General features: G+C 57.7%; 9 protein-coding genes. 3 read left to right on the top strand and 6 right to left on the bottom strand.

The window, feature by feature from the left end; translation table 11 throughout:
• Positions 1-282 precede the first annotated feature (282 nt).
• Positions 283-3849 (top strand): reprolysin-like metallopeptidase, encoded by a 3567-nt coding sequence (locus J0X19_RS05645; RefSeq protein WP_206982361.1) that lies wholly within the window; start codon positions 283-285, stop codon positions 3847-3849.
• Between the two features lie 286 nt (positions 3850-4135).
• Here J0X19_RS05645 and J0X19_RS05650 read toward each other — a convergent pair whose 3' ends face one another.
• From J0X19_RS05650 to J0X19_RS05670, 5 genes are all read right to left on the bottom strand, one after another.
• Positions 4136-5833, bottom strand: coding sequence for a T9SS type A sorting domain-containing protein (locus J0X19_RS05650; protein WP_206982369.1), 1698 nt, complete (start codon positions 5831-5833; stop codon positions 4136-4138).
• A gap of 348 nt (positions 5834-6181) precedes the next feature.
• Entirely contained in the window at positions 6182-8287 is a 2106-nt protein-coding gene (locus tag J0X19_RS05655) for a helix-hairpin-helix domain-containing protein (protein WP_206982371.1), read from the bottom strand.
• Positions 8284-9135, bottom strand: coding sequence for a PorV/PorQ family protein (locus J0X19_RS05660; RefSeq protein ID WP_206982373.1), 852 nt, complete (start codon positions 9133-9135; stop codon positions 8284-8286). The genes J0X19_RS05655 and J0X19_RS05660 overlap by 4 nt, the downstream gene beginning before the upstream one ends.
• Positions 9136-9180: 45 nt before the next feature.
• Positions 9181-10278: a DUF4357 domain-containing protein gene (locus J0X19_RS05665; protein WP_206982375.1), complete on the bottom strand. Its 1098-nt coding sequence runs from the start codon at positions 10276-10278 to the stop codon at positions 9181-9183.
• 99 nt (positions 10279-10377) lie between these two features.
• A complete protein-coding gene (locus J0X19_RS05670; RefSeq protein ID WP_206982377.1) occupies positions 10378-12687 on the bottom strand; it encodes a S46 family peptidase in 2310 nt (769 codons plus the stop codon).
• 203 nt (positions 12688-12890) lie between these two features.
• Between J0X19_RS05670 and yidD the strand changes: the two genes are divergently transcribed.
• Both yidD and J0X19_RS05680 read left to right on the top strand, forming a co-directional pair.
• Positions 12891-13112, top strand: coding sequence for a membrane protein insertion efficiency factor YidD (yidD, locus tag J0X19_RS05675; RefSeq protein WP_206982385.1), 222 nt, complete (start codon positions 12891-12893; stop codon positions 13110-13112).
• 141 nt (positions 13113-13253) lie between these two features.
• Complete coding sequence (locus J0X19_RS05680) at positions 13254-14165, top strand: hypothetical protein (RefSeq protein WP_206982388.1); 912 nt, start codon at positions 13254-13256, stop codon at positions 14163-14165.
• 167 nt (positions 14166-14332) lie between these two features.
• Here J0X19_RS05680 and lgt read toward each other — a convergent pair whose 3' ends face one another.
• Positions 14333-15337, bottom strand: coding sequence for a prolipoprotein diacylglyceryl transferase (lgt, locus tag J0X19_RS05685; protein WP_206982391.1), 1005 nt, complete (start codon positions 15335-15337; stop codon positions 14333-14335).
• Between the last annotated feature and the right edge of the window lie 3 nt (positions 15338-15340).

The raw sequence follows: 15340 nt of genomic DNA on the forward strand, positions 1-15340 counted from the left end.
GCCTGACTAAGCTACGCATAGCGCGTTCTGGCTGAACACCAACAATTACAATTTATTATATGCATTATTCAATGAATTGCATTTGCTGTCAGTACCCGGTAGCACCATACCCCGAGTAGATAGAACTCTTGTAACAGTGCGGCAATTAGCATCCACGGTTTTCCTACGAGGTATTGACGGTGAATTGGATTGGTTTCTTCATTTCGAGGCGACTAAAAAACAGTATCTTAGGCGCCTTCAACAAAGTGTGTTTTCCTCCTTTTCCACCTCTTTTTTCTTTCTATGCTACCACCCTTTACTTTCTCGCGTCGTGCCTGGCGGTCGGCCCTTCTGGGCGGGCTACTGCTAACGGCCGGGGTGCCACTGGCAGCAACTGCCCAACGAGTGCTGTGGGCCAACGACACCGAGCCCCTGCCAGCTGCCTCGCGCGCTACCACCCAGGCATTAAGTCAGTACCGTGCCGTGAGCGTGCAGCTGCCAGCCCTACGGGCCGCTCTGGCTACTGCTCCAGCAGAAAACGGCCTGCGTACTTCCTCCACTGTCATTTCGCTGCCGCTGCCCGATGGCACATCGGAGCGGTACCGGATAGCTCAGGTGCCAGTAATGGCTCCGCGGTTAGCTGAGCGCTACCCCATGATCAAGACCTACGTGGGACAGAGCCTTGATGACGCCACCGCCAGTGTTCGGCTGGATGTGTCGCCGGCTGGCTTTCACGCCATGATTCAGGGAGCCGGCCGAACCGTATTTATTGATCCGGCTGCGGATGGCAACGCTGTACAGCACCTCGTATTCAATAAAAGCAGCATGAACATGGCAACCCAAAGCTGGGTTTGCTCTACGCCTGGCACTGCTGCTTCCGCCGCTCCAACCGCGCCTCAGATACCAAACGGAGCCACACTGCGCACCTACCGCCTGGCTATGGCCTGCACCGGTGAATACGCAGCTACCAAAGGGGGTACCGTTGCCGGCGCGTTGGCCGGTATAGTGGCCTCGGTAAACCGGGTAAGCGGGGTTTACGAGAAAGAGCTTGCCGTCCGGCTGGTTTTGATTCCGAAAACCGACACGCTGATTTTCCTTAACAGCACCACCGACCCCTACACCAACAACAGTGGATCGACGATGCTGAACGAGAACCTGACCACGGTTAACGCTCGGATTGGCAGCGCCAACTATGATATCGGTCACGTGTTCAGCACGGGTGGCGGCGGCATTGCCCAACTTGCTTCGGTGTGCGGTACAGGCAAAGCGCGTGGGGTAACTGGTTTGCCAAACCCTACGGGGGATGCATTTGATATTGACTTCGTGGCGCACGAAATCGGCCATCAGTTTGGTGGTAGCCACACGTTCAACTCCAACTCCGGCAACTGTGCTGGTGGTAACCTCTCGGCTTCATCGGCTTACGAACCTGGTAGTGGTACTACCATCATGGCCTACGCGGGCATTTGTGCACCGCAGAACATTCAGAACAACAGCGACCCGTATTTCCACTCCCGCAGCTACGACCAGATTGTGGCGCATATCACGGGTGCTGGCAGCTGCGGCGTAAACACGCCTACCGGCAATACTCCACCCGTAGTGAATGCCGGGGCCAACTACCGCATTCCGCTCGGCACGCCGTTCACGCTCACCGGCTCGGCAACTGATGCCGATGGTGACGCCCTCACTTATTCTTGGGAGCAATACAACCTGGGGCCCACAGGTGCCCCTACTGCCCCGGTTGGTGATGCTCCTATTTTTCGGGTTTTCGCACCGGTAACGTCGCCGTCGCGCACGTTCCCGCGCCTGGCCAACCTGGTGGCCAATACCCCTTCGCTAGGAGAGGTTCTGCCCACTTACGGCCGGCGCTTGATTTTCCGCTTGGTAGCTCGCGACAACCGCGCTGTTGGCGGCGGCGTCGATTATGATTCGCTAAACGTGGTGGTAGCCGCTAACTCCGGCCCATTCCTGGTAACGCAGCCCAACACGTCAACTACCTCGTGGCAGGTGGGCGCTCCTCAGCAAGTAACCTGGGATGTAGCCAATACCACGGCCGCGCCTGTTAGTGCTGCCAACGTTGACATCCTGCTTTCCACCGATGGTGGTCTGACCTTCCCCACCGTGCTGCTGGCCAACACGCCCAACGATGGTTTCGAGAACGTAACCGTACCCACCACGGTGGCGGCCACCACGTCTGCCCGGATTAAGGTGCAGGCGTCGGGCAACATCTTCTTCGACCTTTCCAACCAGAATTTCACCATTCGTAACAGCGGTACGCCTACGTTCTTCCTGGGCACAACGGGCACTCAACTGGCTGCTGCCTGCCCTGGCGCCTCTATCACTGTTCCCATCACCATTGGCCAGATTCAGGGCTTCACGGGCACCGTAACCTTATCGTCTAGCAACCTGCCCGCCGGCGTGACGGTGAGCTACAGCGCTGCTACCGCCGCCGTGGGTGCTACCGTTCAGGCCACCATTACGTCCACTGCCACTACTCCCTCGGGTACGTACACTGTGTCTTTGAACGGCGTCAGCGGCACCGAGAGCCAGACCCAGGAGTATGCTTTCCAGATTCTGCCGGCTGCCACTACGGCCGCCGTACCGGTTAGCCCTTTAGCAGCCGCCCGCGTGAGCCCACGCCCACGGTTTAGCTGGAATGCAGTGCCCAACGCGGCTACGTATGAGGTACAAATTGCCTCGGATGCCAACTTCGCCACGGTGCTTCTGAACCAGACCGGCATTACAACTACCAGCTTCACGGCATCTTCTCTCACTCTAACGGCCGGCTCCACTTACTACTGGCGCGTACGGGGGGTTAGCTCGTGCGGTCCGGCTCCGTATTCGGCTGGTACTACTTTCCAGGTGGCTACCCTGAGTTGCACCACTATTGCCGCTACGCAAGTGCCAGTAAACATTCCGGCTGGTGGCAATGCCCCCGTAACGTCGGTACTCACTGTAACCAACACCGACATCGTAGGCGACATCCGCATCCGGAACCTGGCTGTTACGCACCCCAACGTTGGGGAGCTAACTATTTCGCTGACCAACCCGGCTGGCCGGACGGCCGTATTGCTGGCGAATGTGTGCCCCGGCACGGCCAATATTGCTCTCAACCTGAGCGACGCGGCTGCTACGGCTCTTACCTGCCCACTCACGGGTAACGCTACCTACCGCCCGGCTAACTCGCTGGCCGCACTGCTCAACGACCCCGCCAACGGTAACTGGACTTTAACCATTGCCGACAACACGCCTGGCAATGGCGGCGACCTGACCGGCTGGGCCTTGGAGCTTTGCACCTTCGGCGAGGCCCCGGTTGCACCAAACCCACTGACTGCCATTCCGACTGGGGTGACCAACAACGTGGCCGGCGTAACGCTGGTATGGGTTGATAACGCTACCAATGAAACGGCTTATCAGCTGGAACGCACAGGCGCGGGCAACACCAATTACCAAGTTATTGCCACCCTGCCCGCCAATACCACGTTCTACAGTGACCAAATTTCGGGCGCTAACGGCCAGTATTGCTACCGCGTGCGTGGCACCAACGCCAACGGCAACTCGCCGTATTCCAACGAGTCTTGCGTGACCATTACCGTTCTGGGCAACCAGAATACGGCATTGCTGCGTGGCGTGGAAGTTTTCCCGAACCCAAGCACCGGCTTGTTCCAGGTGAACGTAGATAACGCGCAACGCGGTGCCTTCACTTTGCGCGTAACCGATGCTCTGGGCCGCACGGTAGAGCAAGTAACGCTCAACAAAAACGGCGCGCCACTGCACCACTCGCTCAACCTGAGCAAGCTCAGCAACGGCCTCTATCACCTGCACCTTGATATGCCTGAGGGCACAGCAGTAGTGAAGCTGTTGAAGGAGTAGTCACTAGTTGCTTTAGCCTAAAAACGGCGGCTCCCAGGTTGGGAGCCGCCGTTTTTGTTATGCTACACTATGAAGTGTGAGGCACTCTTTAGTGTGCCTTAGCAGACCATATTACCGAAACTGCTGCCTACGTAAGCGGTGCGCCTGGGCTTGTTGCTTCGGCTGCCCTAATAAGTAAGTACCAGATCAGAAGACCTAACAGCAGCCCCAGCTTGCTCCGTAACCAAACAGGCCCTTCCGGTATCGGAAGGGCCTGTTTGGTTGTTTTATTTGAAAGCAGCCGCGGCTACTCCACCACTACTTTACGAACTACGCTTTGGTTGCCAGCTTCCACCCGCAACGTGTAGATGCCTTTGGCCAGCCCTGTTGTAGAGAAAGACTGTTCGGCTACGCCACCGCGCACGGAAAAGGCCCGCTTCACTACTGCTTGCCCGAGGGTGTTGTACAACGTGGCGTGGGCTGCCGCCAAACTGCTTGCCCCGCTGAGGCGCACCGTCAGTTGCCCGGTAGCAGTTGGGTTCGGGAATACGCTTACGTCACCGCCAGCCAGTTGCTGCTGGATACCCAGTATCAGGCTGCTAGCCGTAATAGTGAAAGCCCCTTGCACATCAGACGTAGCATAAGGCGACACGGCCACGTAATACGTGGTGTTGGGAACTAGTCCGCTCACGTTCAACGCGCCAGCATTGGTGTTGTTGGTAGCGCCTCCCTTGCAGGCAACCTGTACAAATCCTGATGAGCAGGAAGTAGCCGAAAACACCCGAATGGAACCGGCGGCCGTGCCCGTAGTTGAAATACTTGCGTTGGTGCTCCCCGCACCGCTGGCATTGGTAGTGAAGCGGAACCACACATCTTTCGGGTTTACGGCTACGCCACAGCCTTGGGGCGGCGGCGTAGTGTAGCCAGGCGCTACACTGCCCACGGTAGTGGTAGCGCCCACATTGGTGGCATTCACCGGGGCTGAGGTGGCCGAAAGAGCCGGCAGCTGAATAGCCGTGCAGGGGTCGTCGTTGGCGGGAGCAGCCGTTGTGCTGGTTGTGAAAGTAGTAGATACTGTATTGCCGGTTACGCCTCCGGTGCAATTGGGCTGCATGGTGAGGGTATAGGCAGTACTAGGCGTAAGGCCACTTATAACAAAGGGCGAGCTAGTGGGTGCTGGCGTGAGAGTAGTAGCAGTGCCACCGGTTGGCGTATACACTACGGTGTAGCTGGTGTTGCCTAGGCCGCCCGTAAAACTAACCGTAGCCGACGTATTGCTGATAGAGCTAACCGTAATGTTGCGCGGGTTGCCGCACACCACAGCCGGTGGCGTGAAACGGTACACTTGCCCGGCCGCAGGCACGGTGGCAATGGTGCGGGTTTCAACGGTGGAGCTGGTCGTAGGCGTAGCCGTTGCGTTATTGAGCGACAGGTAGCTGCCTGCTCCAGCACCTATTCCTGCTAGCAGAATAGAGGCTGAAGGAGCGTTCAGGGTACCTCCTTCCGGCCGGTAAATGAACTCCACCACGTTGGTGGTTTCATAAAGCTTCACCTGGAATGATACCACTGGGGTGGTGGCATCAAAATCCCACAGAAAATTGCGCCACTCCATGGTAAATACCCGGTTTGGTGCCGTGCCCGTGGTGGCGTACGACGCCGTACCACCGTCGCCACTAATATCGTCCCAGAGTGGCGCAATGAGCGGGCGCAGCCTGTCTGCTACCGAGGGGTTAGCGGCGGTGCCCGTTGCCAACGTATTGGTTTGGGCTACTTCGATATTGGCCGTATTGAAAGTCAGAAAGCCGTTGGAAGATGCTTGAAGCTGCGTAAAAACCGCGGCATCGTAAGTGAAAGAGAAACCAATAGGAATGGTAGGTGAAACAGCATCGTCAGTGGCTAAATCCGAAACGATAGTACCGCCCACCAAGGGCGTGAAGGTGCCGGCCACCGGCGTAAACGTGTAATTGTTAACCTGAGCAGAGGCGGCCCCAATCGTTAGGACCACACCAGTTGCTAAAGCCAGCAGGCGCCGGCAAACAAGCCGTGCGTGTATGTGTGTTTTCATTTAGCAGCAAGAATCGAATGGGGGAAAATAAGGCGTGACACTTCGTACAGGAAACTATACGTCTCTCTGAAAACGAGGATTAGACCAATATAATCTATAAATACTTCTTCTCACCCAATCCCCGATTCACGCACGCACGCTCTTGGAATATTATATTAATCCCATATTACACCTTTCACACTGAGCTCCACCACCTTATCGGCTCCTCAATTCATACGGTAGCCGGCTTTCATACGCTTGTTTCCAAACTTGCCTTTCCAACGACAACAGTTGCTTTGGCACTGAAAATCAGAACCGGTAGCGGGCCTGAGCTTTCAGTTCGGTGCGGCGCGGTCCTTGAATTTCCTCTAGCCCGGAGCCAACCGTGCGCTGGTGGCGGTAGTGCGTTTCTGAAAGGCGCAGCCACAGGGTGAGGTGCCGGTTGCAATTGATTTCGGCCAGGCCGTACACGCGGGTGCCCTGCCCGGAAAGTGCCGGCACCGAAAAGGCATACAGTACGTCCTGCTCGAACACGTATTGCCGGGTATCATAATCATCGGTGTCGAAAACAGCATAGCGGGCCGTGAGGCGCAGCCGGCGGCCAACGCCCACCGTGGCATCCTGAGCCAGCACGTAGCCAGTGCGCCAACTACCTTCGTTTTCGCGGTAGCGGGTACCCTGCACGCGGGTGCGCAACCCCAGCGCGGTGGTGGGACTGGCATCATAGTAGAGCAGCAGGCTGCGGCGCACCGTGGGCACGGGCAGCGGTACGGCCCGGTTACCGGCGGCATTATACTGCTTTTCGCGGGTCCGAATCTGGGCGTAGAGCAGGCTGGTTTTGGTGGGCGCGTAGGCTACCCGCAGCAGCCAGTCGTGGCCGCGTGAGGGCGCACCTACCTGATACTTCAGCCACGGAAACCAAAACTGGTCGTAGTAAGCCGACACTTCCCAACGCGCCACCGGCCGCAGCTTCGCCCCCAGATACAACCCCGATTCGTTGATGTTGCGGGTGTTTTCGCTGAGCGCGTTGCCGTAGAGCGTGTGGAAATTGCGGGTGTAGTGCCGCACCAGCGCCGACACATCCAGCGTGGGTGCAACACTGGCCAGCAGCCCATTCACGGTACCAAAACCGCCGGAGCTACTACGCGCCGTTTCGCCGAACAGCAGCACGTTGCCGCGCACGTAGCTATAATGTGCGCCAAGCGCCAAGTTGTGCTTACCCCGAAACTCGTACTGGTTATAGAGTTCCGGGCGGCGCTGAATGGCTTTATCAAAGTGAGTATCCACGGCGGTGAGGCCGGCGGCGAAATTGCTGTTGCGGCTGGTATAGCCGAGGTTGCCGCCCGCTACGGTTTCACGCAGCGCCTGCCGGTTGGCCAGTTCGCTCGGGGTCCGGTGAAAGCCCGTTAGCAAGAAGCCCGACGAAAACTCGTCGAATTCCGCCAGGGAGTCGGCGGCTTGCTGCACGTTGGCATCCACCCGCTTGCGCGACACGAAAGCCGTGGCCCGCACCGTGGGCGTGACGCTAACGGTAGCCGCCGCACCCCGGAAAAACGTGCTTTCCAGCACCGACGAGTACTGCCGCACCCCTACCGAGCTGCGCCGCAAACTGGTAATGGTTTCGGCCCCCTTCCCCACCTGCAACCCCGACGACAGCAACAGCCCCTGCCCAAATTGCAGTTGATAGTCGCCCACGGCCAAGGTTTTCAGCCGCCCCCGCTCCTGCACTACCAAGTGCCCCGACAGGAAATCGGGGCCGTAGCGGCGGGCATTGGGGTTCCAAACGAGCTGCTCGCCAGCATCTTTTTCGGCGGTGAAGCCCAAACTGAAATCTTTGGTATGGCTGACCCGGTAGCGCACCAGCAGCTTGTCCGGCGAGCCGGCGTAGCGCGTTGGGCCGTGGCCCAGGCTATCGAGCGGCGCGGTAGAATAGCCTTTGCGGCCTTGCAGCACCCGCTCGTAGCGCACAAACAGCGCGTTGTTTTCTTCCTTGAGTACGCGCTGCCACAGCGGGCCACGCAAGGCGTTATTGCCACCCAGCGTCTGCACCGTCACGAAGGGCGCCACCCGGTAGATGCTGCGCACATCGAAGCCGGACACTATTTGCAGTTCGTAAAGCGTAAGTAGATTTCCACGCTGCTGGCGGTAGTCGAGCAGGCTGGTAATCTGGGTTTCGGAGAGCAGCAATAGACCGCGTAGCTCCTCGCGGGTGGCGGTGTTGAGGTTAAGCGGGGTCTGGTAGTATTGCAGCAGCGTCTCGTACAACTCCTCGTACGGCACCTGGTCACTCTGGATTTCAGCGAATAGCTCCTGCGTCAGCCGGTCGAGGTCGGCGGCGGGGCGCACGTATTCCTGCGCGTGGCTGCCTGATGCCAGCAGCAGCAAGAATGGCAGCAGCTTTAAAAGGCGGCTCATGGCTGCTTCTCGAACTGAAAGCTGATGCCTACGTGCTGGCTTAGTCCTAGCGCAGCGTGCCAGGCGGCAGCGTAATCAATCTGCAGGGCACCCGCCTGAAATCCGAGGCCGCCGGTAGTTTCTTCGGTGAGGGTGCGAAACCCGGCCCGTAATGCCAGCTTCTCGATGATGCGGTATTCAAGGCCGGCTTTGAAGTCGGCATCCTGCTCCACGTCTTTCTCGGTTTCGATATGGAAACTCACCTTGGCCGTAGGCCGGTACGAAAGGCCGGCTTTGAGCACAGTTGGTACCCGTTCATCCTGGTATTCGGCTAGCTTGGCTTGATTGAGGTTATAGAGGTAAGCTCCGAATACCAGCCGCTTCGGTACCAACTCTGCCTGCCCGCCCAACGATACTGCCACGGCTCGCCGACTGCCCAGCCCCTCCATGCTAAGCTGCAACATATCAACTCTAGCGCCGATGCTCACCAACCCACCCCGGTAGCCGTAGCCAGCGCCTACGCGCTGCTCATTATAGAGCTTGCCGCCGAAGCGCTGTAGCTCCACGCCTACCACGCCGTTTTGGGCTTTGTCGTTTTCCACCGCGCCCACGGGCATGGCCGCTGCTACGGCCACTGTGTTCAGGGCGCTGAGCAGGTAGCGGTTTTCGGCGTACACGCCCACCACCGGCCGGCTCAACTGGCCCAGCCCCGCCGCGTTGTTGCCAACGGCCCACACGTCGCTCAGCGTAACGGAGGCATTGCCTAGCGCGGCCGCTCTGGCGCCGCGGGTACCGGGCCCGCTACCTTGGGCGTGAGTGACAGTAATTGCTAGAGATAAGAATCCAGAGAATAAGTATCGTTTTAACATAATTGCAGCTTGAAACCAAGCTACAATATATCCTAAAATCAACTATTAATAATCCCCCAATGCCCTTCCTTTCTTATCTCCCCAAATAGTCCTTCCATTTACTGAATAACCACAAATAACGTCGCCTGCCGCTCCAGCACTCACAAAAGAATAATCCTTAGTAAATATTAAATTATCACCATTTTTCACCAGAATATTCAGTTGAATTAAGTCTTGCCTCAAGCTACGGTGTCCTTTGCTCAAACTATCCTTTGCTTCCAACGCGGCCGTAGAACTGGCTTTCACTACAAATTTTGTACGCTCAGCATCACTCCATTGTGCAGTAGCGGATATCCCGCTTCGCTTCAGTTGCAAATAGAATGTAGGCAGCTCGCTCACTTGGGCTGAAATTGCTTCTACAACTGTGGCTGACAGTGCAGCAGCTTCACTGCGCGCCACTTGCACTGGCGCGCTGGGCTTAGGCAGCGCCTCCCCGGCCAGAAAAGCAGTGGCTTCTTCACGGGAAACCACCAATCCTTTTGCTGCCAATAAGGCCGCCAGTGCATCGGGCAACGCTGGAAACGGCGGCTGCGTGATGCGCTTCTCAGCTTCGGGCAGCACGTCTTTCATGGCGCGCTCCTTGCGGGAAAGTAACAGGTAGTTTTCCGCTGCCACTCGTGCCGACCCGTTCAGAATATTTTCCCAACCCAGAAACTCTTGAAAATAAGCGGCTGTTTCGGCGGGCTCGTCGTGCAACAGGTTAAGCCGCCCAAATAGCTTCTGGTTGAATTCACCGCTGGTCAGCGAAAAGTAGAAGCGCCAGTGCTGCCCGTCGGTGATGATGGTAAACAGGGCCGAATGGTTGCGGTTGTAGTCACGCAATTGGCGCTCCACTTTCGCTAGGTCATCCCCTATTCGCCCGATGCCTTTGCACTCGATGAAAATAGTGTCAGCCGCAAAATTATTAGCGAATAATGCTACGTCTACCCGCGTGTTATCCTCCTTTTCGGTGGCCTTGAACTCGGTGTAAACTTCCGTTGGATTCCAGATATTCCAGCCGACTGCCTGCACAATTCGCGCTACTAATGACAGGCGGACATGCTCTTCATTTTTATACTCATTAGCTAGCAAACGCCGCCGAATATCCTCTAATAGCTCAATCATAAACCAAGTTTAGGCATTTACTCGCAGCCACAAAAAGCCCTGGCACCGAACCAGTGCCAGGGCTTGCGTTGAAGGCCGGAAAACGCCGGAGCAGGTGGCTTACATGCCAGCTGATACGCTGTCTTTGCCTTTCTTCTTTTTGATTTTGGTTTTCTGACCGTCGTCGGTTTTCACCTTCATCTTTTCCACGTCACCTAGCTCAGTGGCCGAGGCCGTGGCAGCGGGTCCCACACCAGGGTTCGGGCCGTTATTAACGATGGTCATTTCATCGACGATGCTACGGGCGCCGCCCAACTTCTCGATGCACCAGAGCACGTAGCGGATATCTACGTTGATGCAGCGCTTCAGCTCGGGGTCGTAGGCCAGGTCGCCGGTCATGGCTTCCCAGTTACCGTCGAAGGCAATGCCAATCAGCTCGCCGCGGCCGTTGATAACCGGCGAGCCGGAGTTGCCACCGGTGATGTCGTTGTCGGTGATGAAGGCTACGGGAAGGTTGCCGTCTTTGTCGGCGAAGCGGCCGTAATCCTTCATCTTGAGCAGCTCCAGCTCTTTCTTCGGCACCACAAACTCGTCGTTGGTGGGGTCTTCCTTTTCCAGAATGCCCTGGGCCGAGGTTTTGTAGTCGTAGCGCACGGCGTCGCGGCCTTTGTAGGGGCGCACGGTGCCGTAGCTGAGCCGGATGGTGGAGTTGGCATCGGGCGAGTACACTTTCTGGGTGTTCTTCTCGCGCAGCGCCGCCACGTACAGGCGGTTGGCACGAATCAGGCCGGCTTGCAGGCCCTGCATTTTCGGCAGGATGGTCTGCACGTAGTTGGTGTACACCGAGTTGAACGTCTTGAAGCCGGGGTCGGCTTCCAGCTTGGCCAGCGTGGGGTTGGCCAGGAAGGCATTCACTTTCGCTTCCGAAGTCAGGAACGAGTTGGCAAACACGTAGTCGGCGTACTTCGCCCACGAGTTGCCGTACTGCTTCTGCACAGTCTGGAACACATCGGGCAGCTGGGCAGCCGGTACGTCTTTGCCATAAAGCGTCATCAGGGCCGTGAATACTTTCTTGTCGGTGGGGGCGCTGTAGTCCTTGAAGTATTCGGCTACCGGCTCTTTGAGGCCTTCCACCGCTTTCTGAATAGCGGCCTTGTCGGTTGGCGTGGCTTTGAGGGTGGCGTAAAGCGGCATCATGCGCGAGGCCAGCGTCACGATTTCCGTCCCGAACGCGCCTTCATTCACGTATTGTGAGCTGAGGTTGTACTCGCGCATACCAGCGTAGGCCTGGTTGATAATCGGCAGCGCCTCCCCGTATTTTTGCACCCGGGCCTGGTCGGCCCGAATCCACTGGTCGAGGGAGGCTTCTTCGGCTTTCTTGGCGTCTACGGTTTTCAGGCGCTTCATGCCCTCATTCTGGCCGATGAAATACTTCCAGTAGTTGGCAATGTTGGCGTACTTCGAGGCATATTTCAAACGCAGGGCGGGGTCCTGGTCCATGTCCTCTTTCCACAGCTTCAGGCGGGTGTCGCGCAGCTTGATGCGGGCCGGGTTGCTTTGGTCGAGGGTGAGTTGGAGGCCGGCGGCGGGCAGGAAACGCTGGGTACGGCCAGGGAAACCGAACACCATAGCGAAGTCGCCTTCGCTCACGCCTTGCAAGCTCACGGGCAAGTGCTTTTTGGGTACGTACGGCACGTTGTCGGCCTGGGGGCCGGCGGTGGGTTTGTTGTTTTTGTCGGCGTACACCCGGAACATCGAGAAGTCGCCGGTGTGGCGGGGCCACATCCAGTTGTCGGTGTCGCCCCCAAACTTGCCCACGGCTTCGGGCGGCGCGCCTACCAGGCGCACATCACCGAAGCGCTGATACACGAACAGGTAAAACTCGTTGCCCCCGAACATGTCGCGCACGTAGGCGACGTACTGGCCGTTTTCCTTGGCGGCGTCGGCCATTTCTTTCTGGCGCTTCTGCACCATCGCCATGCGCTCGGCCTCGGGCGTGGTGGGCGTAATGCCTTCCAGCACCTTGCCGGTTACGTCTTCCATGCGCACCAGCAAATCCACGAACAAGCCCGGATTGGTTTTTTCTTCGGCGCGGGTGGTGGCGAAGAAGCCGTTCTGGAGAATGTTGTTCTGGGGCGTGCTGTGGGTTTGCAGGGCGTCGTAGCCGCAGTGGTGGTTGGTGAGCATCAGGCCCTGGCTGCTCACAAACTCGCCGGTGCAGAAGCCGCCGAGTTGCACCACGGCGTCTTTGAGGCTGGCATTGTTAACGTCGTAGATTTCTTCGGCCGTGAGTTTGAGGCCTTTTTTCTGCATGTCGGCCTGGTTGAGCCGCTTTACAAACAACGGTAGCCACATGCCTTCGTCGGCGTGGGCCGCCAGGGGCATGAGCAGCGTTAGCAGCAGGGCTTTCGCCCAATTGGTTGTGCGCATAAGTTGGAGGGAAAATGGGGATAGATAATCGGCTTGGCCGGTCGGCGAATTTACGAAAAGACTCGGGTGCACTAGGACTTAAGTGTATTCCGTGGCCGACAAGCATGGTTTATTCTCGGCGCCTGCCGCAACCTGGGGCGTGGCAGACGGCACCACTCCGTGAGGGTGCAATCTTTCCGCTGCATTTGCGGTTCTTTGCTTCTATGTCGAAGTTGTTTCGCCACGTACTGCTAGGCCTGCTGTGGGTGTACCGCCACTTGATTTCGCCGCTGACGCCGCCCAGCTGCCGCTACACGCCCACGTGCTCAGCCTACGCCGTGCAGGCCATTGAAAAGCACGGCCCCTGGCGCGGCGGCCGGCTGGCGCTGCGCCGCATCAGCCGCTGCCACCCCTGGGGCGGCCACGGCTACGACCCGGTGCCGTAGCGTAACTGAGCAGCTGAGCAACGGAGTAAGGCAGTAAGCGACTCGCTCAGCACTTTCTTGCGCTTTTGTCGTATACAGCGCATTCGTTGCTGCTTACGCTTTATGAGCGCGGCAGCTTTTTTTCATTTTATCCCTGTTCTGATGCCCAGATCCTTTCTGCTAGCTCTCGGTTTAACCACTCTACTTAGCGCGGCCTGCTCACAGGCGCAAAGCGACCAAACCAACAATTCGGAAACCGCTCCTACCGAAAAGCAGAAAGGCAAAAAGGGCAAGAAAAGCAAGGGTGACAAGAACAAGGGCGAGAAGGCTGTAGCCGGCCTGGAGAAAATAGCTACCCTCGACGGCAACATCCGGGAAAGCTCGGGCTTAGCCCACGGCGGCCGGCCCGGCACCTACTACACGCATTCCGACGCCGGCAACCCGCCCGTGCTGTATCTTTTCGACGAGCAAGGCAAGCTGTTGGGCGAACGGGAATTGCCCGTAACTAATGTTGACTGGGAAAGCTTGGCCGAAGACAACCAAGGCAACGTGTACGTGGTGGACGCCGGCAACAACAACAACTCGCGCCGCGACCTAGTGGTGTACCGCGTCAAGCCGCAGCAGCCCGATAAAGTTGATAAAATCAGCTTCCGCTACGCCGACCAAAAGGAGTTTCCGCCCACCAAAGAAGACCGAAACTTCGACTGCGAGGCCTCCCTGTGGCACGCGGGCAAACTGTACCTCTTCACCAAGGACCGCGCCCAGCAAAGCACCAGCAAGGTGTACACCCTCACCGCCCAGCCCGGCAGCCAAACGGCTCAACTGCTCACCGAGCTGTCGGTCAGCGGTGAAGTAACCGGCGCCGACCTGAGCCCGGATAACCGGCACCTGGCGTTAGTCGGCCGGGAGATGCTTTATCTGTATGAGGGCAACGATTTGGCCGGCGCGCTAAAGGCCACGGTGAAAACCGTTTCGCTGAAAGGGGCCGGCCAGACCGAAGGCGTTCTGTTTCTGGACAACAACACCCTGCTAATCAGCACCGAACAAGGTTCGCTTTACCGCTACAAGCTGTAGCGCATTCATAAATAGTGGGGCCTGTTTCAGTTGCTCCGGTCCGACGGCTTTTCGGCCGTCGAACCGGTTACAACGGTTCTGAAACTGGTTGAATCTTATAATACATAAAAAGCCCCGCCAGGTGATCTGGCGGGGCTTTTTGTGCTTCTTTTTGGATTCCTAAAGAGTTACACTTTTATGGTTTTCGTGCCGTTGGCTTCCTCTTCGCTCAAGTCCCGGGGAGCATAACCGTAGGGGTTTTTGGGGTCTTTGCCAGCGCGGAGCAGTACCCACAAACCCACCAAAATCAACGGGAGGCTCAGAATCTGGCCCATGTTCAGCGGCAATTTATCCTCGAACACTTCCTGGTTTTCTTTCAGGAATTCGCCCAGAAAACGTTGCGTGAACAAGAGCACCACAAACAAGCCAAACAACAGGCCGCGGGGCGTCCGGTCTTTAGTCCGGTTCCACATGGAGTAGAGCAGCACCAGCAAAAAGATGCAGAACGCGGCTTCGTAAATCTGGGTGGGGTGGCGCGGCACGGCCATCGGCGAGTCGGGCGCTACGGGCGTGCCTTCGGGCAGCATGCGGTAGGTTTCGGAGCCGTCTACGCGCGTTACGGGCTGAGCCGCTACCTGCACCGCGCCGGGCGGTAAGGGCCGGGTTACGGGCTTTAAATGGTCGGCGTCGCGCACAAACACAAAGGCCCAGGGCTTGTCGGTGGGTTCCCCCACGATTTCCGAGTTCATCAGGTTGCCCAGTCGAATCATGCAGCCGCCTAAGGCCACTACAATCACAATCCGGTCGAGCACCCAGAGGTAATCGAACTTGTTGTTGCGCGCAAACAGCCAGCAGGCCAGCAAGATACCCAAAGTAGCACCGTGGCTGGCCAGGCCGCCTTCCCAGATCTTGAATATCTCCAGAAAGTGCTCCGAGGTCAGATAATAGGCCGGGTCATAAAACAAAACGTGCCCCAGCCGTGCCCCCAGAATGGTACCCACCAGCATGTAGATGGTAATAACGTCCACCCACCGTGGCGACGTCCGCTCCGACTTATAGATATGGGAGAGGATGAACGTGCCAAATACGAAGCCCGACATGAACAGCAGCCCGTACCAGCGCAACGTCAGCGGCCCGATTTTAGCAAGTATGGGGTCGACATTCCAGGTGATGAAAGCAAGAAAAGACAGCATGAT

Source organism: Hymenobacter telluris (genome assembly GCF_017313265.1).
Lineage (GTDB): Bacteria > Bacteroidota > Bacteroidia > Cytophagales > Hymenobacteraceae > Hymenobacter > Hymenobacter telluris.